Origin of the sequence: Rubrimonas cliftonensis (genome assembly GCF_900107585.1) — a bacterium.
Classification (GTDB): Bacteria; Pseudomonadota; Alphaproteobacteria; order Rhodobacterales; family Rhodobacteraceae; genus Rubrimonas; species Rubrimonas cliftonensis.
In genome coordinates this window covers 1-2,951 of the sequence record NZ_FNQM01000068.1, presented here as the reverse complement: position 1 = coordinate 2,951, position 2,951 = coordinate 1, and the positions used below count along the sequence as shown (strand labels likewise).

Genomic DNA, 2,951 nt, shown 5'->3' with positions numbered 1-2,951 from the left:
CGCTCGCCGCAGCGCCGCTTGACCGGCGCACAATGCTCGCCGGATCGGCCGCGCTGACGGCCACAGCCCTCTCACCCTTCGCTGGTTGGGCTGCGGCCCCCACAGAGACCGGAGACAGAACCATGACCACGATCACCACCGCCGACGGCGTCAGCCTCTACGTGAAGGACTGGGGTCCGAAGGACGGCCCGGCCGTCACCCTCAGCCACGGCTGGCCGCTGAGCAGCGACAGCTGGGAGAGCCTCGCCTTCCACCTCGCCAGCGCGGGCTTCCGCGTCGTCCACCATGACCGCCGCGGCCACGGGCGCTCCTCCCAGCCCTGGGACGGCAACGACATGGACCATTACGCCGATGACCTGGCGCAGGTGATCGAGGCCTTCGACCTGCGCGACGTCTCTGCCTTCGGCTTCTCGACCGGCGGCGGCGAGGTCGCCCGCTATGTCGGCCGCCACGGCACGGGGCGGGTCGCGAGGCTGGGCCTGATCTCGGCCATCACGCCGCTGATGCTGCAGACCGACGCCAACCCCGGCGGGCTGCCGCTGGAGGTGTTCGACGGCTTCCGCGCGGCGCAACTCGCCGACCGGGCGCAGTTCTACCGCGACATCGCCTCGGGACCGTTCTACGGCTTCAACCGCCCCGGCGCGAAGGTCAGCCAGGGCCTGATCGAGACCTGGTTCCAGCAGGGGATGCAGGCGGGCTTCAGGAACACCTACGACTCGATCGCGGCGTTCTCGGCCACCGACCACACCGAAGACCTGAAGAAGTTCGACCGGCCCACCCTGATCATCCACGGCGACGACGATCAGGTGGTGCCGATCGACGCCTCGGCCCGCGCTACGAAGAAGCTCGTCCCCCACGCGACGCTGATCGAATACGCCGGCGCGCCCCACGGCTTGCCCGACACCCACAAGGACCGCTTCCACGCCGACGTGCTGGCGTTCCTGAAGGGCTGAGGGGGGGCGATCATGGTGGACAGGACCGACGCGGCGCCGCCGGCGCCCCTCACGAGCCGCCCTTTCGCCGGGCGCCGGCTCGCGCTCGCCTGCGCGGCGATCCTCGTCGCCGCCGCCGCCTCGGCCGAGACGCTGCTGTTTGACGGCCGCATCGAGGCCGCCGGGCGCGCAGTCCTGTCCAGCCGCCTCGACGGCGTCGTGGCGGCGATCCTGTTCGAGGGCGGCGAGCGGGTCGAGCGCGGCCAGCCGCTGATCCGGCTCGATCCGGCCGACGCGGAGCTGGCGCTGGCCGCGGCGCAGGCTCTGCTCGCCGAGGCGCAGGCCCGCCGCGAGGGCGCTGAGCGCCGCGCTGCGCGGCAGGAGGCGCTGTTGGAGCGCGGCGTCGCCGCCGGCGCGCAGGTCGGCCCTGCGCGCACCGAGCGCGCCGCCGCCCAGGCCGGGGCCGCCCTGGCGCAAGCCGGGCGCGACCGCGCCGCGCTCGACCTCGAACGCGTCGTGATCCGCGCGCCGATCTCCGGCTACGTGTCGCGCCCGATGGTGGCGGTGGGCGCGTTCCTTGAGGCCGAGGCCGGGCCGCCGCTAGCCGAGATCGTGTCGCTCGATCCGGCAGTAGTGGCCTACGACGCACCCTACGCCGACCGGCTCGCGGCGCTCGAGGCTTCCGGCGCGGGTTCCGTCGAGGCGCTTCTAGCCGGCTTGCGGGTCAGGCTCCGCCTGCCCGGCGGGCGGCTCTACCCGGCCGAGGCCACCCCCCACGCCGCGAGCGCGGACGTGGACCCGGCCACCGGCGCCGTCACGGTCTGGGCGCGGTTTCCCAATCCCGACGCTATCCTGCGTCCCGGAATGGCCGTCGAAGTCGTCTCGCAGGCCGTCGTGGGCGCCGCCGAGCCGCTCGATCCGGGCCGCGAGCCATGACCGCTGTCGCACCGGTCGCCCCGACATGCGCCATCACCTGCCCGCCAATCCTGTCGCCAAGGAGACTGCACAATGAGCTGGAACCCCTGTCCCGAGCCTGTTCTGGGCGACCGCGCCGCCTGCGACGCGGTCGAGACCGTGATCGCGCCCCGCGCGGTGGACCTTGGCGAGATGACCGTGCGCCGCGCGCTGCCCAGCGTGCAGCGCCAGATGGTGGGCCCCTTCATCTTCTTCGACCAGATGGGCCCGGCCGAGTTCCTTACCGATCAGGGCGTGGACGTGCGCCCGCACCCGCACATCAACCTCGCCACCCTGACCTATCTGCTGGAGGGGCGCATCTGGCACCGCGACAGCACCGGCGCCGACCAGCTCATCGAGCCCGGCGCGGTGAACTGGATGCGCGCGGGCCGCGGCGTGGTGCATTCCGAGCGCACCGACGACGCGAAGAAGGCGACCGGCCAGCGCCTGTTCGGCGTGCAGAGCTGGATGGCGCTGGCGGCGGGCGCCGAAGAGAGCGACCCCGCCTTCCTGCACCACGCCGCCACGCAGACGCCGGTCATCGAAGCGCATGGCGTCACGGCGCGGCTGATCGCGGGCGAGGCGTTCGGCGCCGTCTCGCCGCTCGCGGTCGCCTCGCCGACGCTCTACGTCGACGCGCAGCTGGCCGCCGGCGCCGCTATGCCGGTGGACGCGACCTATGAGGAGCGGGCGGTCTACGTGCTGGAGGGCGAGATCGAGATCGCCGGCGACCGCTTCACGCGCGATCAGCTGCTCATTCTGCGCCCCGGCGACCCCCACGCCGTGCGCGCCGTCACCGCAGCCCGCGTCATGCTGTTCGGCGGCGAGCCGATGGAGGGGCCGCGCTGGATCTGGTGGAACTTCGTCTCCTCACGGCTCGAGCGCATCGAGCAGGCGAAGGAGGAATGGGCGCGCGGCCGCTTCGACACCGTGCCCGGCGACGAGGCCGAGTTCATCCCGCTGCCCGAAGGCCACGGCAAACCGCGGCGCGCCGTCGGGGGGCGGTCCTTCCGATGACGGGCCGGTTTTCGCGCGGCGTCGCTTCATGACGCGGGCTTCGGAGCC

Annotated in this window: 3 protein-coding genes; all 3 read left to right on the top strand. The window is 73.1% G+C overall.

All coding sequences use genetic code 11. The features are described 5' to 3' along the window. The first annotated feature begins 122 nt into the window (after positions 1-122). The 3 genes from BLW43_RS22480 to BLW43_RS22470 all read left to right on the top strand — a co-directional run bounded on the left by BLW43_RS22480 (position 123) and on the right by BLW43_RS22470 (position 2,903). Positions 123-953, top strand: coding sequence for an alpha/beta fold hydrolase (locus BLW43_RS22480; RefSeq protein ID WP_217632294.1), 831 nt, complete (start codon positions 123-125; stop codon positions 951-953). 12 nt (positions 954-965) lie between these two features. Then, positions 966-1,868, top strand: a complete 903-nt coding sequence (locus BLW43_RS22475; RefSeq protein ID WP_093257144.1) for an efflux RND transporter periplasmic adaptor subunit — start codon at positions 966-968, stop codon at positions 1,866-1,868. Between the two features lie 72 nt (positions 1,869-1,940). Then, positions 1,941-2,903, top strand: a complete 963-nt coding sequence (locus BLW43_RS22470) for a pirin family protein (RefSeq protein ID WP_093257141.1) — start codon at positions 1,941-1,943, stop codon at positions 2,901-2,903. Positions 2,904-2,951 lie beyond the last annotated feature (48 nt).

Excerpts from the sequence above, each read along its gene's own strand:
- BLW43_RS22480 (WP_217632294.1), top strand. The coding sequence starts at position 123 with ATGACCACGATCACCACCGCCGACGGCGTCAGCCTCTACGTGAAGGAC.
- BLW43_RS22475 (WP_093257144.1), top strand. The coding sequence starts at position 966 with ATGGTGGACAGGACCGACGCGGCGCCGCCGGCGCCCCTCACGAGCCGC.
- BLW43_RS22470 (WP_093257141.1), top strand. The coding sequence starts at position 1,941 with ATGAGCTGGAACCCCTGTCCCGAGCCTGTTCTGGGCGACCGCGCCGCC.